Source organism: Alteromonas sp. ABH4_457, assembly GCF_056160625.1.
The window spans coordinates 477741-503205 of the sequence record NZ_JBSWXN010000002.1 but is presented as its reverse complement, the minus strand read 5'-3'; the positions used below and the strand labels follow the sequence as shown (position 1 = coordinate 503205).

At 47.4% G+C, this 25465-nt stretch carries 20 protein-coding genes; 9 read left to right on the top strand and 11 right to left on the bottom strand.

Annotated features, from left to right (window positions below; all coding sequences use genetic code 11):
* Positions 1-114 precede the first annotated feature (114 nt).
* The 5 genes from ACXAGR_RS05335 to ACXAGR_RS05315 all read right to left on the bottom strand — a co-directional run bounded on the left by ACXAGR_RS05335 (position 115) and on the right by ACXAGR_RS05315 (position 4157).
* Positions 115-1035: a hypothetical protein gene (locus tag ACXAGR_RS05335; RefSeq protein ID WP_474848575.1), complete on the bottom strand. Its 921-nt coding sequence runs from the start codon at positions 1033-1035 to the stop codon at positions 115-117.
* Between the two features lie 330 nt (positions 1036-1365).
* Positions 1366-1920, bottom strand: a complete 555-nt coding sequence (locus tag ACXAGR_RS05330) for an outer membrane beta-barrel protein (RefSeq protein ID WP_474848573.1) — start codon at positions 1918-1920, stop codon at positions 1366-1368.
* Between the two features lie 129 nt (positions 1921-2049).
* Positions 2050-2547, bottom strand: coding sequence for a DUF3750 domain-containing protein (locus ACXAGR_RS05325; RefSeq protein ID WP_474848823.1), 498 nt, complete (start codon positions 2545-2547; stop codon positions 2050-2052).
* 186 nt (positions 2548-2733) lie between these two features.
* Positions 2734-3297 carry a porin family protein gene (locus ACXAGR_RS05320; RefSeq protein WP_474848571.1) on the bottom strand — a complete coding sequence of 188 codons (564 nt, stop codon included), beginning with the start codon at positions 3295-3297 and terminating at the stop codon, positions 2734-2736.
* A gap of 128 nt (positions 3298-3425) precedes the next feature.
* A complete protein-coding gene (locus tag ACXAGR_RS05315) occupies positions 3426-4157 on the bottom strand; it encodes a hypothetical protein (protein ID WP_474848569.1) in 732 nt (243 codons plus the stop codon).
* 286 nt (positions 4158-4443) lie between these two features.
* Here ACXAGR_RS05315 and ACXAGR_RS05310 point away from each other — a divergent pair, with 286 nt between their 5' ends.
* Positions 4444-6339, top strand: a complete 1896-nt coding sequence (locus tag ACXAGR_RS05310; protein ID WP_474848567.1) for a winged helix-turn-helix domain-containing protein — start codon at positions 4444-4446, stop codon at positions 6337-6339.
* Between the two features lie 67 nt (positions 6340-6406).
* On the opposite strand, the gene accC is transcribed toward ACXAGR_RS05310, so the two are convergent.
* Genes accC through aroQ form a run of 3 tightly spaced genes read right to left on the bottom strand, consistent with a single transcriptional unit; the run spans position 6407 to position 8689 of the window.
* Complete coding sequence (accC, locus tag ACXAGR_RS05305) at positions 6407-7750, bottom strand: acetyl-CoA carboxylase biotin carboxylase subunit (protein WP_474842057.1); 1344 nt, start codon at positions 7748-7750, stop codon at positions 6407-6409.
* A gap of 13 nt (positions 7751-7763) precedes the next feature.
* On the bottom strand, positions 7764-8237 hold the full coding sequence (accB, locus tag ACXAGR_RS05300) for an acetyl-CoA carboxylase biotin carboxyl carrier protein (RefSeq protein WP_474848565.1): 474 nt from the start codon (positions 8235-8237) through the stop codon (positions 7764-7766).
* Positions 8238-8257: 20 nt separating this feature from the next.
* On the bottom strand, positions 8258-8689 hold the full coding sequence (aroQ, locus tag ACXAGR_RS05295) for a type II 3-dehydroquinate dehydratase (protein WP_303572374.1): 432 nt from the start codon (positions 8687-8689) through the stop codon (positions 8258-8260).
* 261 nt (positions 8690-8950) lie between these two features.
* On the opposite strand from aroQ, the gene ACXAGR_RS05290 reads away from it, so the two are divergent.
* Positions 8951-9583, top strand: coding sequence for a hypothetical protein (locus ACXAGR_RS05290; RefSeq protein WP_474848563.1), 633 nt, complete (start codon positions 8951-8953; stop codon positions 9581-9583).
* A gap of 77 nt (positions 9584-9660) precedes the next feature.
* On the opposite strand, the gene ACXAGR_RS05285 is transcribed toward ACXAGR_RS05290, so the two are convergent.
* Positions 9661-11478: a protein-disulfide reductase DsbD gene (locus ACXAGR_RS05285; RefSeq protein WP_474842052.1), complete on the bottom strand. Its 1818-nt coding sequence runs from the start codon at positions 11476-11478 to the stop codon at positions 9661-9663.
* A gap of 296 nt (positions 11479-11774) precedes the next feature.
* On the opposite strand from ACXAGR_RS05285, the gene ACXAGR_RS05280 reads away from it, so the two are divergent.
* The 4 genes from ACXAGR_RS05280 (at position 11775) to ACXAGR_RS05265 (ending at position 17809) form a co-directional block, all read left to right on the top strand.
* On the top strand, positions 11775-12290 hold the full coding sequence (locus ACXAGR_RS05280; protein WP_474842050.1) for an FxsA family protein: 516 nt from the start codon (positions 11775-11777) through the stop codon (positions 12288-12290).
* A gap of 262 nt (positions 12291-12552) precedes the next feature.
* Positions 12553-12843, top strand: a complete 291-nt coding sequence (locus ACXAGR_RS05275; RefSeq protein WP_349590566.1) for a co-chaperone GroES — start codon at positions 12553-12555, stop codon at positions 12841-12843.
* Positions 12844-12884: 41 nt separating this feature from the next.
* Positions 12885-14531, top strand: coding sequence for a chaperonin GroEL (gene groL, locus ACXAGR_RS05270; RefSeq protein ID WP_474842047.1), 1647 nt, complete (start codon positions 12885-12887; stop codon positions 14529-14531).
* 545 nt (positions 14532-15076) lie between these two features.
* Positions 15077-17809, top strand: coding sequence for a TonB-dependent receptor domain-containing protein (locus ACXAGR_RS05265; RefSeq protein ID WP_474848561.1), 2733 nt, complete (start codon positions 15077-15079; stop codon positions 17807-17809).
* A gap of 21 nt (positions 17810-17830) precedes the next feature.
* Here ACXAGR_RS05265 and ACXAGR_RS05260 read toward each other — a convergent pair whose 3' ends face one another.
* Both ACXAGR_RS05260 and ACXAGR_RS05255 read right to left on the bottom strand, forming a co-directional pair.
* Positions 17831-19141 carry a DUF5690 family protein gene (locus ACXAGR_RS05260; RefSeq protein ID WP_474848559.1) on the bottom strand — a complete coding sequence of 437 codons (1311 nt, stop codon included), beginning with the start codon at positions 19139-19141 and terminating at the stop codon, positions 17831-17833.
* A 72-nt stretch (positions 19142-19213) separates the two neighbouring features.
* The gene (locus ACXAGR_RS05255) at positions 19214-19969 is read right to left on the bottom strand and encodes a DeoR/GlpR family DNA-binding transcription regulator (protein ID WP_474842035.1); all 756 of its coding nucleotides are present in this window, start codon (positions 19967-19969) and stop codon (positions 19214-19216) included.
* 200 nt (positions 19970-20169) lie between these two features.
* Here ACXAGR_RS05255 and ACXAGR_RS05250 point away from each other — a divergent pair, with 200 nt between their 5' ends.
* The 3 genes from ACXAGR_RS05250 to ACXAGR_RS05240 all read left to right on the top strand — a co-directional run bounded on the left by ACXAGR_RS05250 (position 20170) and on the right by ACXAGR_RS05240 (position 25322).
* Positions 20170-22506 carry a TonB-dependent receptor gene (locus ACXAGR_RS05250; RefSeq protein WP_474848557.1) on the top strand — a complete coding sequence of 779 codons (2337 nt, stop codon included), beginning with the start codon at positions 20170-20172 and terminating at the stop codon, positions 22504-22506.
* A gap of 92 nt (positions 22507-22598) precedes the next feature.
* Complete coding sequence (locus ACXAGR_RS05245; protein ID WP_474842031.1) at positions 22599-24626, top strand: phosphocholine-specific phospholipase C; 2028 nt, start codon at positions 22599-22601, stop codon at positions 24624-24626.
* Between the two features lie 15 nt (positions 24627-24641).
* The gene (locus ACXAGR_RS05240) at positions 24642-25322 is read left to right on the top strand and encodes an HAD family hydrolase (RefSeq protein ID WP_474848555.1); all 681 of its coding nucleotides are present in this window, start codon (positions 24642-24644) and stop codon (positions 25320-25322) included.
* Positions 25323-25465: the final 143 nt, after the last annotated feature.

Here is a 25465-nt window from a genome sequence, read left to right as displayed (position 1 = left end):
ATGCTTAATGCATCGTTGCTGAACCCGCGGGTTTTCTCCTGCGTATTTTATTATGCACTGTTGAAGTGTGTACGCGTTCTTGCTGTTTGGCCTTCTCTCCGGGAAGGCCTTTTTTTATAACTTCATTTTTAAACCGGTGAGAATACGCTCAACGTTGTCCACCACGTCCAGCCGGATAAACCATTCTGCATCTTCTGCGAACAGCGCACTGCCGCCTATTTCGCCGGAAAAGCCATGACCGTATCCGAGAAAGTCCTCGGTGAGTTCCGCACGGGAACCCAGCCCTTCATCAACCCGGGAAGCGTAGACAAAGTAGGACAGCGGATAGTTTTTAATGGCACCTTCCCCGGCAACGCCAATTATGGCTTTATTGCGTGACTGGTCAAGACGCTGGATCCACTCAATAAATACTTCGTGCTGCGGGTGCCAGGCATAGCGGTATTCACTGCGGACAAAATTACCGCCTGTCATGCGCTCCAGACTGATCTCAAAGCCGGCTTTATCTGAAAAACGGCCCGAATATTCCAGCTCTGCATAATCCAGTTTCGCCGGTAGTTGCAGAGCATCTGAGGGATCCTGATTATCCAGTTGCCCGGCAACCAGTTCTACGGCGTGATGACTGTTCAGATTAACCACATGGCGAATACCTTCAATCCAGCCGTCCTTCGACAAGCCGGTGGAAGATACCCGCCCTTTGTAGGTGGGAATAATACCAATCTCCGTCTTGCCTGCAGATGACGTATGTCTGACATATAAACGACGGACATGAAGCTGCTGGCTGCTACCGTCAAACAAGGTGTTGTGGCTTGAAGAGAAGTCATTACCGGTGACAATAAAACTGTTCAGGCTCCAGCTTTCCCCCATAGCGAGTTGAGGATAATAGCGGATCCGGTATTGCGTGCGGTGATCTCTGTCTGAGCGGGCATCTGAACGAACCTGTAAATCCAGCTTGTCGTTAAAAGACCATTCACTCTGACCCGAAGCACTGGTGCTGATAAAAAGAGCAACACACAAACCTGAAAAATACCGCCACATAACACTGCTTTCCATATACCGGACACAAATAAACCAAACACAATACGATGAATTTATTACATTAGCTCAGGCGACAAATGTTCGGGCAAAAAAAAGCCAGCACGGGGCTGGCATAGAAGTGGAACGCAATGAGATTGGGAACTCAAACACATCGGGAGAGATGTTCAGGAAGAGGTCTTCCCGTTTGAAGTTGAGATTATAATAGCGCTGACCAGCTGGTCCGGATATCGGGAAAAAGCGATGAGTGAAATCGTATTTTACGAATGATCTTGCGAATGATTTTACGAGGAATATGAGAGAGGCGGAAGCACCGCCTCCCAGCACGCAAAATCAGAAGCGGTAACCAACACCTGCCATCAATGCCGCAGAAACGTCATCGCCAGAGTCTGAAACTGCTGTTGATTCGAGCTTGGCATAAAAGCCCTGTGCTTTACCTGAAAAGGTGAATCTCGCGCCTATTCCGGCAGTAAACTCATTTCTGCGATAGGTACTAGAGTAGGAGCCGGGAATGCATTCAAATTCATTACAGATAACGGAGTCTATCACTGCGTTGTCTTCATCTATCCGCGATACTCCCAGCTTCCCATAGAAACGAAACCAGTCTGTATTGAAATCGTGACCCAAATTTAAACCGGCGTAAGCAATGGTAATCATCCCTTTTTCACGGCCATATTTGAATTCTACAGAGGTAATTTCGTTGAAATCGTATCCGGCTTCCACATATTGACCGGAGTAGCCGCAACTACTGCAATCTTCAGACGTAGTTGTGAAAAAACCGGCTCCGGCGTAAAGACCACTGTCTTCATAAGCTAAAGCAGAGGGAGCAAACAAACCGGCGGCAACTGCAGAAGCTAACAGCGGGGCAGCTTTGAAAAAAGACGACATAAAACAACTCCTTAATGAATCGTCAGACACACCTGTAAAGAGCAGGAATCTGATGCACCAGTCCGTCCGGTGCACTCATAAGGTAGATGCTGACGCGCTGTTAAGCCACCCGCGAAGTGTAACCAAACATTACCTGGCGTAACCTGAACCAATTGCGGTAAAAGGCATATCCAGTTCCAGCTCAGGAACCTGAAGGCCTACCCAGGCCGGAAAGGTATTGCTGTTCGGTCCCGGAAAAAGGGTATATTCATTTGCCCAGGGATAGCGGGCAACGGCTTCCTGCACCTTAGGTAGCAAAGCTCTGGCTTTTTCACCGGTAACCGAAAGGACTTTCTCCGGCCTTGCTCCATACCAGTAGCGATCCGGCGTCGGCGTAGTGTACTCCCTCAGCGCAGGCAGGCCACTTTTTACCCGCCAGCCAGTGACTTCATACACTGTGTACTCCGGTGCATCCTGCGGCTTTACCGCAATCCAGGTATGCACGGCAAACCAGCCACGCCAGCTGTATGCATCTGCCGCATAGACTTCGATAACCGCGTCTGAAAAGTTATCCGGCGCATAAGCAATGCCCGCAGGCTCTCTGGACGCACTGCGCCAGTCCTGACTTGAACATCCACCGGTGATCATGATGAGCGTGAGTAACAGAAATTTTCGCACAGTTTTCTCCTTTTCTTAGTTTCATACTGAGACACATGGCGAATGGTTGCAAAACAAAATTACGTCACCGGAAACACGGAGCTCACATCATAAATAAAACCCGGCAAAAGCCGGGCATAAAATAAATCAGATTATAATCAGTACGGCTGGCAGATATTAAAAACGGTAACCAAGGCCCGCAATGAGTGCTGCTGATACACTGTCATCGCTGAACGAAATCGCGACGGATTCTACTTTGGCATAAAGTCCGGAAGCTCTTCCTGAAAAGGTGAACCGGGCGCCGATACCGGCTGTAATGCCTTTAGAAGTAAATTCATAAGAGTAGCTGGAATCATAACAGCCATAGTAGGAGCACCAGTAATCTTCCACTGAAACCGTTTCCTCAATATTGGCGTATCCGACTTTCCCATACAGACGGAACCAGTCAGTATTAAAATCGTGGCCGATATTGAGACCGATATAGCCAATAGAAAGCTCAAAGTCATTGTCGCCGTCACCTTTGGCAAGCTTTGCTTCAATCCCTACGACCTGGTTAAAGTCGTATCCAATCTCGGCGTAGGACCCGGTATAATCGCATGAGTTGCAATCAGAGTTTGATGCTGCAAACAGACCACCACCGATAAAAAATCCGGCAGGGTCACTGGTTTCAATATCTTGAGCTGCAATCGCGGTTGAAAGAGGTGCAAGTAGGAAAGGGATAAATTTTAAAGTTGACGACATAGGTACTTCTCCATAAACAAATGTCAGCAGGCTGTGGGTGCAAAGAAATGGTTGCTTGCATTGTGAAAAACAAAACCAGTCAGCAAGCTGACTGGTTTTTAATGTTTAAATACGATTTGGTATTCAGATTAATTAGGTGCAGCGGTAACCGGGGCAAGATAACCGGCTTCATTGAATACTTCACCAGAATCCTGCCATGGAGTGGAGTTCAGACGGGGGTAACCTTCTACAAATTTCACTTCACTGCCAGTGTTTTCTTTTATTTTCCTTACGACATCCAACACTGTCTTCTCAGCCCACTCTTCCGGTGAACCTGAAATCGCGTAGGCTGCTTTTCTGGCTAGTCCATCCACGCCTAAAAAGCCACCACCTTCTTTCTTGGTGTAATTGGCGTAAACGTCCAGAGCATAGCCGCCCTGATAATGCCAAAGGCAAAGGTTGAAGGACATATCAAAAGCATTGCTCACATTTTTCTGTGCAGTAGCTGTCCAAACAGCGCCTTCACATGATGCAGTTTTCAGTTGGTTGCCAAGAGCAGGATTCATTTTCATAGCAAATGACATCATTCCACCACCTACTCCTCCCATATCCTGAACAGGGTTGGCTGGCTTGAATCGTCCCGGCTTTTCGGGTGTTTCACCCATAACGATTGGGCTGTGCTCGTCAGCTGAAGATACGTTTGCGCCAAGACCGTCACTGGCAGACTCTGAAACAACGTAGCGATCTGCGTTCGTTTTAATATCAAAAACGCGGTAAAGCTCGACACTTTTCTTTTTTTCGACTGCAGCATTATTAACTGATGCACATCCGCTTAATGTTGAAAGTGCGATAGCGGCTGTAATTAATCCAACTTTTCTCATTGTGTGTAATTCCGTTATGTAATCAAAAAATATCTTTCACAGCTGCTCTTATTTTTTCAGGCTGGACAAAATTTAAACGTCGCCTTTTATTACAGCACTATAAATATCTTTTAAAAGGTGTTATTAACGATAGTGAAACGGTGTGACTGATTGTGAATTAGTGTGAATTTTATTAATTAACAATGAGTTATAACTTAAGTCTTAAAGTGCTTGATTTGATCCTTTTCGCCAATTAATCTCGCGTTTTTTGTGGCATTTAGCTTTCTGGCTACGCAAAAGGATTATTGTGCGAATTGTAATTAATGGATTTATTCTTGCTGATGATTATTCATCCGCAAGAAAAGGTAGTGAGTTTATTAAACTGACTACTCAGGAAATGGATACTATAAGGATTTTTGTCGAATCTCCGGATGGCTTTGCTGAATCAGGTATTTTAGAAGCAGCTGTTTGGGGAGACCGGATTGTCACTCATAACTCACTGCGTAAACTCATCAGTGGTTTGCGCATTAAGTTTCAAGACAAAGATGCTTTCAGAAATGTCAGAGGTAAAGGGTATAAACTGGAATTTCAGAACTTAAAACCTTTTCCGGTTAAACCTCTGAAAAAATTCAGTCCCTTACGTATAGCAACTTTTCTGCTTTCAATGCTGGTCCTTGTTTTCGCAGGGGTATCTGCTTCACTTTTCTACGAAAGTTCCCCACCTCAGCCTACAGTTTCACCCCATAAAGTTTTCGAGTCTGATGAATATATTCTGGACTACGATATTTATGATACGAACCTCTACGTAACAACGAGAGGAACAAGTGACTCTTCACTTTACCGGGTAAAGAATAGAAATAAAGTCAAGCTCGCGGAAGCGGATTTCCCAGGTGCCTTCCGTGGGATTGAAATAAATGAGACTGGCAGAACCGTTTTACATGTTATTGAAAATGCAGAATGTAAAATCAAGATTTATGAAAAACCAGTATCTGGTTTGATATCTGAGTTACCTTGTAACCGTCAAAATGCGTCCCCCTCATTCGACTGGCTGGATAATGACCGTTTTTTAGTCACGTTTAACCTGAGTCGTGACTCGGCTATCAGCCCATATATCTATGATTTGAAATCCGAAACATTAGAGAAAACCGCGTTCTCAGATGCATCTTCTGACAGAGACTCATTTTTTATAGACGTATTCATTAAGGCAAAAAATGATGGAATTTTCACTCTTCGGGAAAATCATCTGGATCAAATGTCGTTAGTTTATCTTGAAGGTGACCAACAGCAGAAAATCTACGATTACAGAGCGAAGCCCTATTCTTTCGGTTTGGCAGATGATGCTCTATATCTGATGAGTAATGATAATTCACTATTGAAATTAGATCTGAAAGGCGAAATTTTAGACGGTGAGGTTTCTTCTTCAGTAGTTCTGCCACCTCAGGCAAACAAGATAGACGATCCGTTAATATTAAACGGCGATCTTTATTTTTCTCTCGGCAATACTTCCCGTGAAGTGATTAAAAGTTTGTCAGGAAAATTTAACTATAGCCTCGAAAATGGCATAAGAGATTTTGTCTATACAGGAAATGTGCTGTCAATTTTGGCTCTTACAAACAATGGTTATGTTATCGAGCAATTGAAAGATGAGGTCATTTTTAACTCAATTTATATTAATTCAGATTTGAATTTTAGACATATTGCATTTCATCAGGGCGAAATCTATCTCGCTGGTGGATCCGGCATATTTAAAATTATAAATAATGTCCCCGTTTTACTGCAGAAGTTTGGGGTAAAAGAGCTGGCTTCTAACGATGATTGTATGTTGGCTGAAGCTACAGAAGGTATTTACCGGTTTGATAATTTAAAAGGCGAGTTTTCTAAGCTCGCATCGCAGGGAGAAAGAGTTTTCCCCGGCAAAAGTAGTTGCTTTTTTGTCGATAATTTAACTAACTTCATTGTCGATGAAGATAGAGAAAAGCGGGTAAAGCCAAGGTTAAACAAGCTGATATTTGAGCACCAGGGTGAATTACTGCAATGGCATCATGTTCACGAACAAACTCATTTTGTGAATATTGAGACCGGAGAGACAGTAGCAAGTACGGAAGAGCGGGTTTTATATAAGCGGGTCGTTTCCTACAAGGATGACATATTGTTTCTTGGTCATGCAGATGTAAATACCTCTATTCTCAAGATAGATTTATAGAAATAAAAATGGCGGTCACTTTGCAGTGCCGCCATTTATTACAGATTACCTGCCTTTAAACTGGCTGTTACGCCATACCGAGTTTCTTCTCGAGATAGTGGATGTTAGTACCACCGGCAAAGAAGTTTTCATCGGCCATGATACGGCGCTGTAACGGGATGTTGGTTTTAATGCCGTCTACTACCAGTTCGTCCAGCGCGTGGCGCATACGGGCAATGGCTTCATCACGGCTTTCACCGTAAGTGATGAGTTTACCAATCATGGAATCATAATACGGCGGTACGCTGTAGCCGCTGTAAATATGCGATTCCCAGCGTACACCCAGACCACCCGGTGAGTGGAAAGTGTTGATTGTGCCAGGGCTTGGAATGAACGTGTCCGGGTCTTCCGCATTGATACGGCATTCAATGGCGTGACCACGAATTTGTACCTGTGACTGGTCAACAGACAGTGGCTGACCGCCAGCAATGCGAAGCTGTTCTTTAATCAGATCAACGCCGGTGATCATTTCAGAAACAGGGTGTTCTACCTGAATACGGGTGTTCATTTCGATGAAATAGAATTCGCCGTTTTCGTACAGGAATTCGAAAGTACCTGCACCGCGGTAACCAATTTCTACACAAGCTTTACAGCAGCGCTCGCCAATTTTGTTGCGCATTTGCTCTGAGATACCAGGCGCCGGCGCTTCTTCCACAACTTTCTGGTGACGACGTTGCATTGAACAGTCACGTTCACCTAAGTGAATCGCATTGCCCTGACCGTCTGACAGTACCTGAATCTCAACGTGACGGGGATTCTCAAGGAACTTTTCCATGTACACAACCGGGTTACCGAACGCGGCACCGGCTTCTGCCTGTGTGGTTGCGATAGATTGGATCAGTTCGCTTTCGCTGCGTACAACACGCATACCACGACCACCACCACCACCGGCAGCTTTAACGATGATTGGGTAACCAATGCGTTTAGCAATGGCTTTGTTGCGTTCTTCATCGTCGGTCAGCGGGCCATCGGAACCCGGTACACAAGGTACACCGGCTTTTTTCATGGCGTTAATCGCTGACACTTTGTCGCCCATCAGGTTAATGGTGTCCGCTTTCGGACCAACGAAGATAAAACCGCTTTTCTCGACCGCTTCAGCAAACGCTGCGTTTTCCGCCAGGAAGCCGTAGCCGGGGTGAATGGCAATTGAATTGGTTACCTCCGCCGCAGCAATAATGCGCGGAATGTTCAGGTAACTTTCAGTTGCAGAAGCACCACCGATACAGATGGATTCATCTGCCAGCAGTACGTGTTTTAAGTTTCTGTCCGCGGTAGAGTGCACGGCTACGGTTTTGATGCCCAGTTCTTTACAGGCACGCAAAATACGTAACGCGATTTCTCCGCGGTTAGCTATGAGTACTTTATCTAACATATCGGCCGCCTGATTATTCGATGATGAACAGAGGCTGATCGAACTCTACCGGTTCCTGGTTTTCAACCAGAATAGCTTTAACAACACCCGCTTTGTCAGCTTCAATCTGGTTCATCATCTTCATTGCTTCGATGATACAAAGGGTATCGCCAACGTTTACAGACTGACCGACTTCAACGAATGACTTGGCAGTAGGAGAAGAAGCGCGGTAGAACGTACCAACCATCGGAGATTTAACCTGATGGCCAGTAGGCCCTTGCTCGGCAGCCGGTGCTTCAGCAACAGGCGCAGCGGCAGCAACAGGTGCTGCAACAGGTGCTGCTACAGGAGCAGACGCTGGTGCAGCATAGTTGTAAGCCATTGGTGCAGCAGCACCAGTAGGACCACGGTGGATGCGTACAGATTCCTCACCTTCAGTGATTTCCAGTTCGGCAATACCGGATTCTTCAACCAGTTCGATGAGTTTTTTAATTTTTCTGATATCCATTGTCATTTCTCGTTTTTAATTCAGTTTTTCAGGTTCAGGGCTGCCGTCAATGCGAGTTCATAACCAATGGCACCTAAGCCAAGGATGACACCTGCAGCAACGTCAGATAGATATGAATGATGGCGGAAAGGTTCCCTTGCATGCACATTAGACAAATGCACTTCAATGAAAGGGATGTTTACACTTAACAGTGCATCACGAAGGGCGACACTGGTATGTGTAAATGCCGCAGGATTGATGATGATAGCATCGACCTTTCCCATGGCATCATGAATGCGGTTGATCAATTCGTGTTCTGCGTTAGACTGGAAATGGCTCAGCGATGCACCTGCCGCGCTGGCTTTTTCTACCAGATTATCGACAATGTCCTGAAGCGTCTGGTAACCGTAGGTTTCCGGTTCACGCTTACCCAACATATTTAGGTTGGGGCCATTAAGTAACAAAATTTCCATAAACTTGCTGCTATCTTTCTTAAAATGATTGCTTACAACGCATTTCAACAGAAAATAACTCTGCTTGCACGAATTTTGAACCACGAATTGTGGATTTCCACCAGGTTAACGGCAGATTATAGAGGATGAGATAGTTTTCGCAGCAAAATACTGGTCTAATCAGGGGAAATGGACGCAAGATTAGATGATAATCTATGGTTGTTTTGCTCTTTCATACTAACTAATAGCCTTTCCACTCTCCCATCTTCCACGCTCGCATATTTGCAACTAATGTGGTCACCGGCACTTTATTCCCGGCAGCCACGTGTACCTACCTGGTTATTTGTTTCTGCGCATCTTGCCGGTACGGTTAATTTTGTTAGGGAAGATGCGATTAAGTCCCCGATGTTAGATCATATCTGCATAGTAGATCAAAGCCGTCGTCACGTGTTCAAGATGTATGGTTCATATGACGTCACTGAAGACTTCACTGTGGGCTTTAACTCTACGCTTTCAAGCGGTCGTCCGCTGTCTGCGTTTGGTCAGGGCTACCCGGATACAGATCCGAATGTATACGGCAGCTACGGCGATACGTTCTACATCTATCAGGGCTGTGCTGTAGAGGGTGATACCTGTGCACAGGAAGACAAGCTGTACCGCTATGCACCACGTGGCAGTGCAGGTCGTACACCGTGGACCTTCAAGGTTGACTTGTCAGCAGCTTACGCATTCTCTTACGAGGGTGTCGATATGCGTACGTTCATTAACATCTTCAATGTGTTAAATACACAGGAAGCGCTGGCACTGAATGAGCATTACGAGAGTAGTGAAGGTACAGTTAACCAGTGGTATGGCGCAGCTTACAGCTGGCAGGCTCCGCGCTCAGTAAGATTAACGTTCGAGGCGCGTTACTAAAATAACGTCTCACCCGGACCAGAAGCCCCTTCTCCCAAGGGGCTTTTTTTATGCCTGCGGTTTAGCGGGCCGGTCCGCTATTGATTGCCCAGTGCCCGGTTCACGTGGTCAGCAAATGCGTCTGCTCTCATAAACCCCGTTACCCTGGACTGATTGATTTCTTCACCGGCAGTATTGAAAAACAAAATAGTAGGTAATCCCAGTACATCAAACTCGTCCTGGAAAGCCAGGTTCACCGGCGTGTTCTCTGTGAGATCGATTTGCATCCATACCGTGTTTGAAAGCGCAGAGATGACCGCCTCATCGGGAAAGGTGTACTTCTCAAATTCTTTACAGGCCACACACCAGTCGGCGTACAGGTCGACCATCACCGTTTTGCCTTCGGCATTTGCAGCAGCCAGCTTCTGCTCAAAGTCATCCAGGTTTTTAACGACCATAAATTCCGGATGACCCGCATCATTCCCGTGCTGACCACTTTGTTGCGCAACCGGCGATGACGTGCCGCCAAACAGCGTGACATAACCGGTCATGGCGCTGGCGAATAAGCCCAGTGAAACAAGCAAGGTGCGTACACCCTTCATGAAAGACGGCTGTGTGGGCTGATTGACTACGCTATAGTAAGAGAAGGTAGCAAGACCCGTTAATGCCCATAGCAGATTAGTCCAGGACGAAGACCACAGGCGCTCGATAAACAGAATCGCTACGGCCAGCATCATAAAGCCGAAGCTCACCTTCACCACGTTCATCCAGTTACCGGCCTTCGGAAGCAGTTTTCCGCCAGTCATACCAAACAGAATAAGAGGAATACCCATTCCCAGGCTAAGTACGTACAGTGAAATGAAGCCCAATGTCATGTCGCCGGTTTGTGCGATAAACAATAAAATACCGGTAAGCGGTGCGGTGGTGCAGGGAGAAGCCACCAGACCGGACAGCACACCCATCACAAACACGCCGGCAAAATTGCCGCGTTTCTGATTATTGCTTACATCGTTAAGTTTACTCTGCCAGGACGACGGCAACTGAATTTCATACACGCCGAACATGGCCATAGCCAGCGCAATAAACAGCACAATAAACACGCCCAGAATGGCCGGGTGCTGAAGGGCTGCCTGGAACTGTACGCCCGCCGAAGCAACCACAAGACCTAAAATGGAGTAGGTGATCGCCATGCCCTGCACGTACACAAAGCTTAAGGTGAAGGCGCGGCTTAAGCTCATGCCTTTACCCTGACCCAGCACGATGCCGGATAAAATGGGGTACATGGGGAATACGCATGGAGTGAAGGCAAGGCCAATGCCCAGTGCCAGAAACAGTAATAGAGTCACAGGCAGATTGTCTTTGTCAGCCAGCCTTTCAGCCAGCCCGAACTGCTCAGATTTTACCGCTTCGCCGCTGGCTTCTGAAGACGAGCTGTCCTGCTCAGCGGGTTCTGCATTACCCACAGCAGACAGATAAATCACTTTTACGGTCGGGGGATAACACAGGCCGGCGTCAGCACACCCCTGGAAACGGACCTTCACCACGCCATCCTCTTTGGCCTGGTTTACCGGTACGGTAAAGGAAACATTGTGGTAGTACACTTCGGTGAGACCAAAAAACTCATCTTCTTTTTCTTTGCCCTCAGGAAATACCGGCTCACCTAATTCGACGTCTTTCCCCACCAGTTTGAACTGGTGCTTATAAAGGTAGTAATCATCTGCAATAGTAAAGTTAAGGGTGAGTTCATCGTCGTTTTGCTGAAAATCAAACACGAAAGCGTCATCAACAGGCAGAAAATCAGGCTCTTCCTGTTGCGGGAAGGCGTCTCCCTGATTGAAATCCGGAATTTGTGCTGAGGTCTGTGCGGGCAGCAATAAACACAGGCAAATAAACAGCAGGGACGAAAAATACTTCATAACAAGCTTATCCTTCAGAAAAAGCGCAATATCGCGGATGGTGGCTCAGCCGTCCCGATCCGGATACTGCATTATCAGGGTGCAACGGACATTTCCCATAACTGACCGTGGCAGTAGCGGTATTCTTTCAGATTTTTCTGTTCAGAACGAATCCCTTACCGTGAAAACTGTCGTACTCATAACAAATAACTTGTGTTTAAAGTGAGCAACCCCACTTTACTCTTTCAGTTTGCTGGTAACAGTCTACGTAAATTTGTGCTGCAGCCGGCATTAAACTTAAGCAACGAGGTTTAGTTTTGCGACTTTTATTTTTGCTGTTCGCCATTATGCCCATCATCGAAATTGCCTTACTGGTAAAAGTTGGCGGCATCATCGGCGGATGGAACACCATTGGAATTGTGTTATTAACCGCCTTCATCGGCGCTTACTTTGTGAAGCGGGAAGGCATTCACACCTTACAGATAGCGCAGGAAAAAATGCAGCGCGGTGAAATGCCGGGCAAAGAAATGGTGGAGGGCCTGATGCTGGCCGTGGCCGGTGTGTTAATGGTAACGCCGGGCTTTATCACGGATATTTTCGGTATTTTGCTGGTGTTGCCCGGTACCCGTCACCTTATCGCCGGATTTGTCAGCAAGCATATGAAGATGCGTGTGGTCACGGCCGGTTCGTTTCAGCAACAGGGGCCTTTTGCCGGTGGCGCCGATCCATTCGGTCAGCATCCTCAGGGTGGCCAGTACAATGCTGACGGCGATGTATTTGAAGGTCAGTACACCGACAAATCAGCCGGTGAAGATAAGCCCCGCCTTAAATAAGCTTCTGCGGCCGCACGCTCCGTCGTGTGGCCTGATTACTTTATTCTTTAATTATTTATCCCGCTCCCCTGAGAAAAGTAAAAAAATTTGCATTTTTTTCACCAAATCCCCTTGAAGTTGTAGGGTGACTCCCCCATCTATCCACGCAGAACACGATTTGAAGGCAGGAGACTGCTTTCTTTATACAGTAAATGGCGTACACAAGACCGTACGTCCTTGTTAACTAACATTTAGATAGTTGGAATTTTCAGGAGACTTGAAAATGGCAATTCGTCCTTTACACGACCGCGTAATCCTTAAGCGCGCTGAGCAAGAAACCAAATCTGCCGGCGGCATCGTGCTTACCGGTTCTGCTGCAGAAAAATCTACCCGTGCGAAAGTTATCGCTGTGGGTAACGGCCGTATCCTTGAGAACGGTGAAGTTAAAGCTCTTGACGTAAAAGTTGGCGACACCGTTATTTTCAACGACGGTTACGGTGTAAAAACCGAGAAGCTGGAAGGTGAAGAAGTGCTTATCGTTAGCGAAAGCGACATTCTGGCAATCGTTGAGTAATAGACGTTTAACGTTTTAACCGTATTTAGAGGAATTTAAACATGGCAGCTAAAGAAGTACGTTTTGGTGATGACGCCCGCACGAAGATGCTGAAAGGCGTTAACATCCTTGCAAACGCAGTAAAAGTAACATTGGGTCCTAAAGGCCGTAACGTAGTACTGGATAAGTCATTCGGTGCCCCTACCATCACTAAAGATGGTGTATCTGTAGCCAAAGAAATCGAGCTGGAAGACAAGTTCGAGAACATGGGCGCGCAGATGGTTAAAGAAGTAGCGTCTAAAGCAAACGACGAAGCCGGTGACGGTACTACTACTGCAACTGTTCTGGCACAGGCTATCGTAACTGAAGGTCTGAAATCTGTTGCTGCGGGCATGAACCCGATGGATCTGAAGCGCGGTATCGATAAAGCCGTTGCTGCAGCTGTTGAAGAATTAAAAGCACTGTCTACTGATTGTGCGGACAGCAAGTCTATCGCTCAGGTAGGTACTATCTCTGCTAACTCTGACTCAGAAGTGGGTCAAATCATTGCTGAAGCAATGGAAAAAGTAGGCAAAGAAGGCGTTATCACTGTTGAAGAAGGTCAGGCTCTGCAAAACGAGCTGGACGTAGTAGAAGGTATGCAGTTTGACCGTGGTTACCTGTCTCCTTACTTCATCAACAACCAGGAAAACGGCACTGTTGAATTAGACAACCCGTTCATCCTGCTGGTTGACAAGAAAGTATCAAACATTCGCGAACTGTTGCCTACACTGGAAGGCGTTGCTAAAGCCGGTAAGCCTCTGCTGATCATCGCTGAAGATCTGGAAGGCGAAGCGCTGGCAACTCTGGTTGTTAACAACATGCGCGGTATCGTGAAAGTCGCTGCTGTTAAAGCACCTGGTTTCGGTGACCGTCGTAAAGCTATGCTGCAGGACATCGCAATCCTGACTGGCGGTACTGTTATCTCTGAAGAGATTGGTCTGGAGCTTGAAAAAGTTCAGCTGGAAGACTTAGGTACTGCGAAGCGTGTAGTTATAAATAAAGACAACACTACGGTTGTTGACGGTGCAGGTGACGAAGCCGCTATCGAAGGTCGTTGCGCTCAAATCCGTGGTCAAATCGAAGATTCTACTTCTGACTACGACAAAGAGAAGCTGCAGGAACGTCTGGCTAAACTGTCTGGCGGTGTTGCGGTGATCAAAGTAGGTGCTGCTACTGAAGTTGAAATGAAAGAGAAGAAAGACCGCGTTGAAGATGCACTGCACGCTACCCGCGCTGCGGTTCAGGAAGGCGTAGTCCCTGGTGGTGGTGTTGCTCTGGTTCGTGCAGCCGCTAAACTGGTAGACCTGACTGGCGAAAACGAAGACCAGACTCACGGTATCAAGCTGGCTCTGCGCGCGATGGAAGCGCCTCTGCGTCAGATCTCTATCAACTCTGGTGCAGAAGCATCGGTTGTTGTTAACGAAATCAAGAACGGCGAAGGTAACTACGGCTACAACGCAGGTAACGACACTTACGGCGATATGCTGGAAATGGGTATCCTTGACCCGACTAAAGTGACCCGTTCTGCGCTGCAATTCGCCTCTTCTATCGCCTCTCTGATGATCACCACAGAAGCGATGGTAGCTGAGCTGCCTAAAGAAGAAGCTGCTGGTGCACCTGATATGGGTGGCATGGGCGGAATGGGCGGCATGGGTGGAATGATGTAATCATTCTCCGCTTCAGCCACTCGTTGTAATTCAATGAGTTAGAAGCCTATTGAAACTAACTGTGGTACGATTTGTATCACGGTTAGTTTCACACTTTTCCCTTAATCTTTTCCCACGATATTCCATCAGCTTCCCAATAGCTGTCTTTTATTTCCTCTACCCTAAAAATTAAGCCCTGTGTTGCTCTTTGAGATTGCGGAACTTAATCGCAGGTTACTGCTTTATCACAAATTCATTTTTCACATCATTGCTGGAGCACCTTTTCATCCCGCACTAAATGAGTTTACAGAGCCGTAAACCGGACACTTTTATAGAAAATTGCTACCTGTTTGATTCGATGTTTTATCAAACGTTGGAAAGCTGAGAAATTGGACTTAATAATAAAATATTCTTGAATTTGTAATTCATATGAGATAAAAAATTGTTATGTGGTGGTAATGCCTCAGAACAAACTTCCGCATCTCAACTTTCTGCTCTCTGCGCTGATACCCGGCTGTAGCGTCGACGGGCCAAACTGATTTTCGAACACACAACCCGGAGTTTTTATGACTATGAACACGGATGTAAGGCCGAATCGCCGCTTGACTAAGCTGGCGCTCACAATCAATCTTTCGTTATTCGCGAGTCTGGGCTCTGCTGGTGTATATGCGCAGGAAGCTGCCAGTGATGATGCAGCAGATGTTGAAGTGGTCAGCGTCACAGGTACGCGAATCCCCAGAGCAGAGGTAGTGGCTACGAGCCCTGTGACTTCCATTGATGAATTCCAGCTTCAGCTCGACCGTGCAGTAAACGTTGAAGACATTATTTTCAAACTGCCCCAGGCGCCGGGTGACGGTGCCAGTGGCAGTTCAGCCACCACCATCGACTTACGTGCATTGGGCCAGAACCGGACGCTTGTTCTGCTGGATGGTACCCGGGCAGTGCCTTTCGGCTTCCGTAATGCTGTAGACGTGAATGCTATTCCGGCCGGACTTATTAAGCGGGTAGACGTGCTGACCGGCGGCGCGGCAGCCGTATACGGCGCAGATGCCGTGTCTGGTGTGGTTAACTTTATTCTCGATGATAACTTCTCCGGGATGGAGTTCTCTACCAGCTACGAATTTCCCGATGGCGGCGCGGAGCAGTTCAATGCTGAAGCGGTATTTGGTGGCGATATACTCGATGGTAAAGGTCACCTGACTGGCTTTGTCAGCTACTCCGACCGGGATGCCCTGCTGGCCGGCGAGCGTGATTTTGCCATGCTCAACAGCACCAGTGTGGTTAACACCGGCGGTTATTACACCGATGTGGCCAGCGGCAACAGTTTCGGCATTGCCGATGACGGCAGCATCACCGGTGAGATGAACACCAACGATGTGACCGCAGCGTCGTACCTGGTATCGCCCATGACCCGTAAATCAACCGGCTTATTCTGGGACGTTGATCTGCATGACAATGTGACTTTCTACGGCCGCGCTATGTACTCCCGGGTTGAGGTAATGTCGGCAGGCAGTGTAGGTCAGACGCCGGTTTCCGTGAATGAGACGGTTACCCTGACCACGGACAACCCTTACATTACTGACGATATCGCCAGCCGCCTGACCTTTGATGACAATGGTGAGGCTCAGGTGACGGTGAACCGTAATTTGGGTCTTGGCCTTCAGCGCACCCGGACTATGCGTGACACGGTGCAGTTCCAGGCGGGCTTTAAGGGTGATATCACCGATTATCTGCGTTACGACGTTTATGCCCAGCATGGCAAAACTGAAGAAACCGATAAGGTTTACGGTAGCGGTTATGACACCAGTGCCTCGGGCAGCAGTACTTTTGCCGCCATCGCCAACACTGTAGATTTATTCGATCCGTCAGTAGCGCTCAGCAGTCTAGAGACCACTTTGATCTACCATGATCGCGAGCGCACGCAGAACGTTGCTGCTATCACCTTCTCCGGTGAATCAACGCCGCTGTTTGAATTGCCGGCAGGGCCGGTAAGCTACGCTATCGGCTATGAATATCGCCGCGAAGCCGGCGTGCAGATGCCGGGCGACGCGTTCCGCCTAGGCACCACTTTTTCATCCAGCAGTTCAGCAGAAATAGACGCCAGCTTCTACAGCAGAGAAACCTTTGCTGAGGTGCTGGTACCCCTGCTTGCCGACATGCCCTTCGTACAGCAGCTTGATTTTGAAGGCGCATACCGCATCTCCAGCTATTCCAACACCGATGCTGACAACACTCACAAGCTGGGTCTGAACTGGACGGTGAATGATGACTGGCGTCTGCGCTGGACTCGTCAGTCCGCCTTCCGTGCGCCTAACCTTGGCGAATTCGCAGGGCCGGTTTCCGGATTGTCTCTGGCATTGTTTGACCCGTATAGCGACCAGTTTATCAGCCGTTTAGCGGGGCGTTTTGAGGGTGACCCCTGCTTGTTAGGTACCGGCGATGCCGACCAGTGTGCCCGCTACGGCGCACCGGCAGTGGGCACTGAGTGGGATTCCTCTACCGCGCTGTATACCTACGGTGGTAACCCGGATATCAAACCGGAGAAAGCGGATTCCACTACCATCGGTGTGGTTTATACACCGGAATACGTTGACGGCCTGGACGTGACCATTGACTGGTACAGCATTGAGATTAATGATGCTATCTGGGTTATTCAGCCAGCAGCGGCGCTGCAGAACTGTTATATCGATAACCCTGTTGCGGGCAACCCGTTGTGTGGCGCAGTGCTGCGTGATGAGGAAACTGGTTTTATCACTACGGCTCTGGTCAATGACTTCAACGTCAGTACCTTTATTCAGGAAGGTCTGGATATCTCTGCTCAGTATCAGTTTGCAGCGCCGGAAGCGATGGGTGGTGATTTTACCCTAAACTACTCAGCTAACCTGGTTACTGAAGCTAAGAAAAAGCTTGATCCGACCCTGCCATTTGAAGACTGTAAAGGCACCTACGGTACGGCCTGTACCGGTGACTACGCCAGCTCACTGCAGGCGGACTATAAGCATCGTCTGTCACTCGGCTGGGGGCTGGATGCCTGGAACGTGCAGGTCAGCTGGCGCCGGATTGGTGATGTGGACTATGCCAGCGACCGCAGTATCGGGATTTCCGCACAGAATTACATCGATGTGGCGGCCTCCTGGCAGGCAACCGGTGAACTGGAGCTGAGCGCCGGTGTGGACAACCTGTTCGACAAAGAGCCACCAGTTCCGTCTGCAGGCGCAACCCGCTTCAATACTGTCAGCGGTTATGATGTGGTGGGTCGTTCCATTGGGGTATCGTTGCGATATCGTCCGTCGCTGTAAGTCAATAGGTTGTCTCAACCGTTAAAAGGCGCGCCCAGGTGCGTCTTTTAACGTGTTGTGCGTTCCTCCCGCAAGCCTTCGCCTGAAAAAGGTCGCAGCCGATAGCATCAGCACCATGCCGATAATTGATACAAAATAGGCGCTGTCTATTAGAAAATGTACCCAGCTCACATCGCCTTCGAACCCACTTTTAAATAGTAATATCGCCACGCCTCCTGCATAGCCTGCTGCATCGGCAATGTAAATGAGGAATCCAGCATTGGCTCTCACATTGACCAAACAAACCAGTCGCTCAAAAACAATGCAGTTGAAAGGCACATAGGCCAAATAAATACTGACGGTCAGGCTTATCATCCAGCTAAGCCCTGAAAGTATACCTTGCTGGAAAAGCAACGAACTGACCCCCATGCCAACAAAGCCTGCAACAACCATGATGTGGTTCACCATTAACGCTCGAAAGTGATTGTTTATCCACATTACACAACCAAGGAGTATAAGCACAACCAAAGAGGCGTAGATTGAGGAAACTGCGAATATGCCCGGTGCATCTCCGTATCCCAATTCTTGCCATAACTCAGTGGCAAAATTGTCACTGAAGTCGCGAATAGCAGAAAGTAACATGTAGGCCAGAGTTAAGCAGGCAAGGCCGGTGAAGTAGTAACTGATTAATGTTAAGCGATCATGGTGGGACATGGGCTGGCGTTTGCGTCGTTCACCAATATCTCGTATTGACGGCGCTGGGGTGCTGGCCAGCCATCGAACGGACAAAAAAAGTGGCACAGTAAATAACAGACCGGTTGCTGCGGGCATCCAGTATTCGTTTACGCCAAGGTGGAGCATAATAAACAGTCCAGCCGATTTAACTACTCCCGTCGACACGATGAAGCTTACCGATAAAATGGCCGCAAGGATCTCTGTGGTGCGTCGACCTTCCAGGTAACTAAAAACGAGTCCCCAAATCATTCCTAGTGGTAGTCCGTTGAAGAACAGCGCCACCCATTTAACGTCATCCGGGAGAAGGGCGAATGTAATGAGCGCGACTTGCGATGCCATGACTAGCAAGAGAATAGCTTTGCCCCGGTGGGCTGTGCTCATTTCTGCAATAACGCGAATACCAATAAATTTTGATACTGCATACCCCACCACCTGAGCAATAATAAGCACGCTTTTAAAGTCTAGACCGAATAATTCTTCTGCTTGTGCGTAATTCGCCACCGTAAAGGGTTTACGAAAGGCATACATACAAAAATAGGTACTGAAGGCGGCAACAGCAGTACTTAAAATAAAGACGATCTGTTCCTTTTTCCAACGAGGAAAAATGCGCTCACACATAAAAAGCGACCCCTTCTTACATTTCTGACGACAGGGTAACGGTAAAGTGTGAACAATTTATTGAGCCAGTAATTATCCTGTGCAAATTACCTCTACTTGTGAAGACGCTAGTGCTTTAATTAATATGTTTGATGGCTGTTGTTCACAAATGAGCGTGTCGACTTGTTCAAGCTGCGCAAATTGAACGGTGCCCGCAGCGTCAAACTTTGAGGAATCTGTCAGTACGATCTTTTTTCTGGCAAGCGTGAGTAAGGCACGCTTAAATTCAGCTTCTTCCGTACTGAAGTCCAGCCATCCACCTTCTGCACTCACTCCGCCCGTTGATAAAAAAAGAATGTCTGGAAAGTGGCGTTGAGCCTGACAAATTGCATCGATACCAAATGCGGCTCGATAATCCATATTCACCACACCGCCAATAATTACCAGGTTGAAGTCGGGCTTACCGGCAATTTCTCCAGCGACTTCTAAAGAATTGGTAATAACAGTGAGGTTCTTTTGTTTTGCGAGTGATTTTGCCAGCCAAAAGCTGGTGGTGCCGCTGTCTATAAATATTGTCATTCCGTCAGTGATGCACATTGCCGCCCTCTCGCCAATTCGCTTTTTACTCTCGGCATTGCGATTTACACGTTGGTAATAGGGCGGTTCCAACTGAGACGCAGGTAATCTTACTCCGCCATGAATTTTCTCAACCCTGCCAGCCGATTCTAATTGGCGTATGTCGCGGCGAATGGTTTCTTCTGATACATCAAACTGACGTGATAGCGCAGTAACGGTAAGAGAACGGTGAAGTTCTACTAATTCTAGAATTGCTGTTTGCCGGTCTGTCATGGTGTTGTCTCGAGTTTTTATCGAAGATAAGTATATGCACTTCCTTGACGTACTCAAGTGAAAACCACATTAATCCACAAAATGTCACATCAATTCACACAAATTGTCACATTATTTCCTTACTCTCAGCCTCATCGACCTATCGGGCTTGTCTTGCCCGACGTTCGCTTTTCACATAAAACCACACACAAGGAAACGAAATGAAAAAGCTTAACTGCTTTGCCCTTTCACCATTAATGCTCGCAATGGCAGGTCCTTCAGTACTTGCAGAAGAAGCACCAGAAAAAGAAAAACAGCAAACCGAAGAGATCGTTGTCATTGGTCAGAAGCAAACCTTTGCATCTAATACCGTCTCGATGGACATGATTTCCCGCCGTCCAGCCAACGCTTCAGTGAATACTGTTGTGCAGGAGTTACCGGGCGTGATCGTTCAGGAAGCGGACACATTTGGGTCATCTGACTGGATGACCAACATTCGCATGCGTGGCTTTAATACCAGCAATGGACAAATTGGTACCACTTTAGATGGTTTACCAAATGGCGGCTCCGGCTACGGTGGTGGTAGCAAAGCGAATAAATTCATCGACGTATTCGATTTAGAAACCGTTGAGGTAAGTCAGGGAACTGCTGATATCAGTTCGCGCTCAAATGAGGCGCTAGGCGGTACGCTAAACTTCATCACAACTGATCCACTAATGGATGAAAATGTTAGTGTTTACTACATGGCCGGGGATCAGGATGCGCGCAAATATCGCTTCCGTTACGATTCAGGAGAGGTGTTTGAGAATACCTATTTCTTTATCAGTGGTTCATCTGCAGAAAACAAAGATGTGTGGGACAATGAAGCGGTTACTGAAAAAGATTATTTAACAGGAAAGCTTATTAGCGATATCAACGGCTATAACCTTACTGCCTTTGCCACTTTTAACGACTCTAACGAAAACGAATATGAGTATGTATCGCTGGAAGATTACTATGAAAACCCGCGTCATGATGCACTTCATGCTAACTGGACGGGCATTCCTGGACTAGATGAAAACAACAGAAATGGCTGGCGAGCACTACGAGAAAATAAATTTTACAGCCTGAAGTTAGACAAAGACTTTGGCGATTTCGCTTTTACTACATCTGCTTATTTCCATCGCATGGATGGTCGTGGTGATTGGATCCCGCCTTACGTCACTGATGTGGATGGCGATGGTACATTAGACGCCGAATTATCAGGAAATACCATTTACGGTGATTACGAAGGCGATGATATCTATTATGTCAATGCTGGTACCACTACACCAGGCACTTTGATTGATAGTTGTGAAGGACGTTATGGATTAAGTGCAGCACAAGATCCCAACTGTTATGAAGGCAATGTAGAGCCGGTGAGTTCGTATCGTACTTCAAACTATAGTAACCGTCGCTTCGGTTTAAATGGGGATATATCTTACGATTTCGTAACGGGTTCGGTGGCGCATACCGTGCGTGCGGGTATTTGGTATGAATATTACGATGCCGACGTTACACGACAATGGCACCTTATTAATAATCCTGAAACCAGTGTTGAATTTAGTCAGACTCCTTACTGGGTGCAATACAAAACAGAATCTAACACCAAAGAGCTCATGTATTACATTCAGGAAAACCTGGAAGTCGGGCCTTTGGCTGCCAGTGTCGGTGTGAAGCAATATCAGGTTGATACTCAAGTCGACCATTTCTACAACGATGATCGCACCGCGAATTTGGATAACACGTCAGACCCTCTGCTGTACGTTGGCGCGACATACACTACGCCCCTTGATGGTCTGGAAGTTTTTGCCGGTTACTCAGAAAACTACAAATCAATCACGCCGGGGATCATTGACTCGGGATTATCGAACAATGAATTGGGGACTATCGACCCTGAAACCTCCGACAATATTGAAGTGGGTTTTCGCTATAACAACCGCGACTTTAATGCTGCTGTGACCTTATACGACATCAAGTTTGATAACCGCATCGTACAACTGGATACCAGTGTGCTTGATGGCATAGACTACAAGGAAGAAGTGGATGGCTCGTACATAAATGCAGGTGGTCAGAAAAGCAGAGGTATGGAACTATTGGCTTCTTATCAGCTAACCGGAGCACTGCGGTTGTCTGGATCTTACACGTATGACGATTCCGAATACCTGGGGACAGGGGATGCAGGTCTGGATGCTGACTCGGGCATTGTGGCGGGCAATCAGGTGTACGGTGGCCCTGAAACCTTCTACTCGTTAGCACTTGATTATATGGGCGATGCGATGAGTTCGGGTTTGTCATTAAGGCATATCGGTGACCGGTTTATTAATTTTGAAAATAGTGCGTCCGCGCCAGCTTACGATGTTGTAGATGCATACATTGGCGCAGATTTTGTGAATGTAACGCCACAACTTAAAGAAGTGCATGTTCGCTTGAACGTTAATAACTTACTCGATCGCGAGTACATCATAGGCGTAGGCACGAACAGCGTTTATCCTGGATCTCCGCGCACAGTGTCCTTGACAGTTGGTGCAGACTTCTAATTTTTAGCATCAATGCTGTCATAAAGCATGACCACTATGCCCCTGTTTACCCCGCGGGGGCATATTTCTTCACTAATTATCAAGGTAATTTCATGGCCGACTTTACTCGCCGTCAGTTTATTGCCGCCGCTGGCGCCACCAGCTTGTTCGCTGCTTTTCCATCAATCGCACGGGCGTTGTCTATTCCTGCCAAGGTAAAAACCGGTACCATTATGGACGTAGAGCACGTTGTCATACTGATGCAGGAAAACCGGTCATTCGATCATTACTTTGGCACATTATCTGGTGTTCGAGGTTTTTCTGATCCGTATCCTGCCCCAGCCAAAAACTGGGAAAAACAGCAGAACAGGAATGTTTTTCTACAACGGAACACAACAAAAGAAGGGCCTGAATGGGTTACACCTTTTCCTCTAAATACCCGCCAGCATTTTGCTCACATGCGGGTACAAGGTACGCCGCACTCCTGGCCTGATGCACAAGATGCCTGGGACCATGGGCGCATGAGTCATTGGCCCGATGCCAAGTACTTACATGCTATGGGCTATTATGAGCGCGACGACATGCCGTTTCAATTTGCGCTGGCTGAGGCATTCACATTATGTGATGCGTACCACTGTTCATCGCAGACGGGTACTAACACAAACCGGCTATTTCTGTGGTCGGGAACGAACAATGGTGATGGTGATCAGGGTGGGCCCGCTATTGGTAATTCCCACGATAATTTGCCCGAAAATGGTGGGTATCCAGAAGCCTATACCTGGACAACTTACGTCGAACGACTGCAAGAAACTGGTATTAGCTGGACCATTTATCAAGACATGGCGGATAACTTTACTGATAATCCGTTGGTAGGATTTCACGCGTTTCAGGCCTCATATTCGGGCGCTGACGACAGTGAACCGGCGCTAGCACAGCGCGCACTCACCACAAGAGCGTTGGACCAACTACGCAAAGATGCCTCTAACGATAGTTTGCCTGAGGTCTCGTATATTATCGCTACAGCACAAGGGTCTGAGCATCCGGGTCCGTCAAGTCCGGCGCAGGGCGCTGCCTATATTGCAGATGTGTTGGATGCATTAACCGCAAACCCAGAGGTCTGGGCAAAAACTGCGTTATTTATCATGTTTGATGAAAACGATGGTTTTTTCGATCATATGCCTCCGCCGGCACCCCCTTCAAAAGAGCGCGATGGTACTTATGCCGGCCATTCTCAGGTTTCCACTGAAGGTGAGTACCATTTGCACTTTTCTCAAGCTGACAAAGATCTTGAGCGTGAGGATTTAATGGGTAACCCATACGGATTAGGCCCTCGTGTACCTGCATATGTTATATCGCCCTGGAGTCGGGGTGGCTTTGTATGTTCTGAGGTCATGGATCACACTTCTGTCATTCGTTTTCTTGAACAACGATTTGGTGTTAGAGAACCAAATATTTCGACGTGGCGACGAGCAGTTTGCGGTGATTTCACCAGTGCTTTCGATTTTGAAACGCCCAATAAATCGACACTTCCGACAATGCCAGATCCCAGAAGCGAAGCCCGCTTGGCTGCCGCACTTCCCGAGCGTACGGTGCCCATCATGCCGAAAGAATTTACAATACCAGTACAAGAAAAAGGCTTCCGTCCACAGCGGCCTAATCAGTACCGGCCTGCAGTATCACTCGGTGAGCAGGACAGTAATCTCCGCCTAACTTTTATGAATGAGGGAAGCAAAGCGATTGTTTTTCATCTTTACGATCGCTACAACCTAGATGCCGTGCCCAAGCGGTATACCATTGATCAGCATCAGCAGTTTACTGACACCATAGCGGCATCGGATGAACGTATTGATGTTCAGGTAATGGGACCAGAAGGCTTTCATCGTAGAATTAAGATGAAGAAGCAGCATTGGGCGCTATTTAGTCAACTCGTATTTGATGTGACGGCTGAAGATTGTGCAGTTACAGCGAAGGTTGACGGTATGACATTAACGCTGAATCATACTCAACCGTCAGCCCAGTCGCTTCCCCGGGACATGAAAGTGACTGTGCCGGTTGATAGCAACGGGCGGTACGATGTCACTGTATTTTTAGGTGGCAATAAAACTAGTTATATACAAATGGCGGGACGGCTTCCCGCCTGATAGTTCGGATCCAATATGCCCCAGTCTGAAATAGTCGTATTTGATTTAGATGGCACGCTCATCGACGCTGATTGTGCGCAGGAATGGTTGATATTTTTGCGGGAAAAGACATTTCCTGGAGCAGTTGAAGCCGAATTAAGTTGCGCTGCAATTATGAAAAACTACGACTCAGGTCGCATGGACATGCATGAATACATGCGTCATTGGGTAATGCCCATCAAAGGGATGTTGGTGTCAGACATTAATGACCTCGCCATAGAATTTGCTGAAACCTCCATTCGACAGCGACTCTTTCCTGAAGGCGTCGCGCGGGTTTCACATCACCGGAAGGCGGGGGATACGGTTTTACTTATTTCTGCAAGTCCTTCACTTATTGTTCACCCCATTGCTGCAATGCTTGGCATAGAACATGTCATCGGTTTAAACGTACACATTCAACACCAACAAATTCAAAGTATGTTGATTGAACCGCTTAGTTACAGAGCGGGTAAACTCACATGCTTACAAAAATGGCTCTCTCAACATGGCCTGACGGGCTCGTCGCTGACTTATGCCTACAGCGATTCTATTAACGACAGATCGCTACTTGAATTTGCGCATACGCCGATTGTAGTAAATGGTGATAGGCATATCGCTGGCCTCGCTGAGCAGAATGCATGGCGCCAAGTTCATTGGCAGGTCCCAGCATTGGATTAGCAACATTTATAGAGAAATACGAGCTACTTAGCGAGAGATAGCGGCTTATTAGTCGAAAGATTAAGTCTTGACACATCCTTTACATTTTTCTCGACCGTCCAAATAAAAGACGCTAAATTAGCCGAACTTTGTAGTTGTAGTAT

What these genes read in the sequence shown, in the direction of transcription:
- groL (WP_474842047.1), top strand. Translation starts at nt 12,885, where the DNA reads ATGGCAGCTAAAGAAGTACGTTTTGGTGATGACGCCCGCACGAAGATG.
- ACXAGR_RS05240 (WP_474848555.1), top strand. Translation starts at nt 24,642, where the DNA reads ATGCCCCAGTCTGAAATAGTCGTATTTGATTTAGATGGCACGCTCATC.
- accB (WP_474848565.1), bottom strand. Translation starts at nt 8,237, where the DNA reads ATGGATATCAGAAAAATTAAAAAACTCATCGAACTGGTTGAAGAATCC.
- ACXAGR_RS05275 (WP_349590566.1), top strand. Translation starts at nt 12,553, where the DNA reads ATGGCAATTCGTCCTTTACACGACCGCGTAATCCTTAAGCGCGCTGAG.
- ACXAGR_RS05325 (WP_474848823.1), bottom strand. Translation starts at nt 2,547, where the DNA reads ATGATCACCGGTGGATGTTCAAGTCAGGACTGGCGCAGTGCGTCCAGA.
- ACXAGR_RS05260 (WP_474848559.1), bottom strand. Translation starts at nt 19,141, where the DNA reads ATGTGTGAGCGCATTTTTCCTCGTTGGAAAAAGGAACAGATCGTCTTT.
- accC (WP_474842057.1), bottom strand. Translation starts at nt 7,750, where the DNA reads ATGTTAGATAAAGTACTCATAGCTAACCGCGGAGAAATCGCGTTACGT.
- ACXAGR_RS05330 (WP_474848573.1), bottom strand. Translation starts at nt 1,920, where the DNA reads ATGTCGTCTTTTTTCAAAGCTGCCCCGCTGTTAGCTTCTGCAGTTGCC.
- ACXAGR_RS05320 (WP_474848571.1), bottom strand. Translation starts at nt 3,297, where the DNA reads ATGTCGTCAACTTTAAAATTTATCCCTTTCCTACTTGCACCTCTTTCA.
- ACXAGR_RS05285 (WP_474842052.1), bottom strand. Translation starts at nt 11,478, where the DNA reads ATGAAGTATTTTTCGTCCCTGCTGTTTATTTGCCTGTGTTTATTGCTG.
- ACXAGR_RS05335 (WP_474848575.1), bottom strand. Translation starts at nt 1,035, where the DNA reads ATGTGGCGGTATTTTTCAGGTTTGTGTGTTGCTCTTTTTATCAGCACC.
- ACXAGR_RS05255 (WP_474842035.1), bottom strand. Translation starts at nt 19,969, where the DNA reads ATGACAGACCGGCAAACAGCAATTCTAGAATTAGTAGAACTTCACCGT.
- aroQ (WP_303572374.1), bottom strand. Translation starts at nt 8,689, where the DNA reads ATGGAAATTTTGTTACTTAATGGCCCCAACCTAAATATGTTGGGTAAG.
- ACXAGR_RS05315 (WP_474848569.1), bottom strand. Translation starts at nt 4,157, where the DNA reads ATGAGAAAAGTTGGATTAATTACAGCCGCTATCGCACTTTCAACATTA.
- ACXAGR_RS05250 (WP_474848557.1), top strand. Translation starts at nt 20,170, where the DNA reads ATGAAAAAGCTTAACTGCTTTGCCCTTTCACCATTAATGCTCGCAATG.
- ACXAGR_RS05245 (WP_474842031.1), top strand. Translation starts at nt 22,599, where the DNA reads ATGGCCGACTTTACTCGCCGTCAGTTTATTGCCGCCGCTGGCGCCACC.
- ACXAGR_RS05265 (WP_474848561.1), top strand. Translation starts at nt 15,077, where the DNA reads ATGACTATGAACACGGATGTAAGGCCGAATCGCCGCTTGACTAAGCTG.